Annotated in this window: 1 pseudogene; it reads left to right on the forward strand. The window is 56.9% G+C overall.

Annotated features, from left to right (window positions below):
* Nucleotides 1-38: 38 nt before the first annotated feature.
* Nucleotides 39-267: pseudogene (locus tag AO268_RS32335) on the forward strand (IS4 family transposase); the annotation flags it as partial.

Here is a 267-nt window from a genome sequence, read left to right on the forward strand (position 1 = left end):
TCGACTGGCAGCAAAGTGGAACTGAACGACACTGGCTCATGCGAGCGCGCAAACCGCTCAAATACGAGGTGATCGAAGAGTTGGGCGTGGGTGACTGGCTTGTACGGTTGACCGTTTCCCGGGATGCACTCAAGCAGCGTCCGGATCTTCCCAGCCATTGGCATGCGCGATTGATCGAGTATTCGATAGACGACAAACCCCGTCGCTACCTGACCTCGTTGGTTGACGCCGAACGTTACCCTGCCCATCAGGTGGCAGGGCATTACA

The organism is Pseudomonas sp. ICMP 8385 (assembly GCF_002699915.1).
GTDB classification, from domain to species: Bacteria; Pseudomonadota; Gammaproteobacteria; order Pseudomonadales; family Pseudomonadaceae; genus Aquipseudomonas; species Aquipseudomonas gessardii.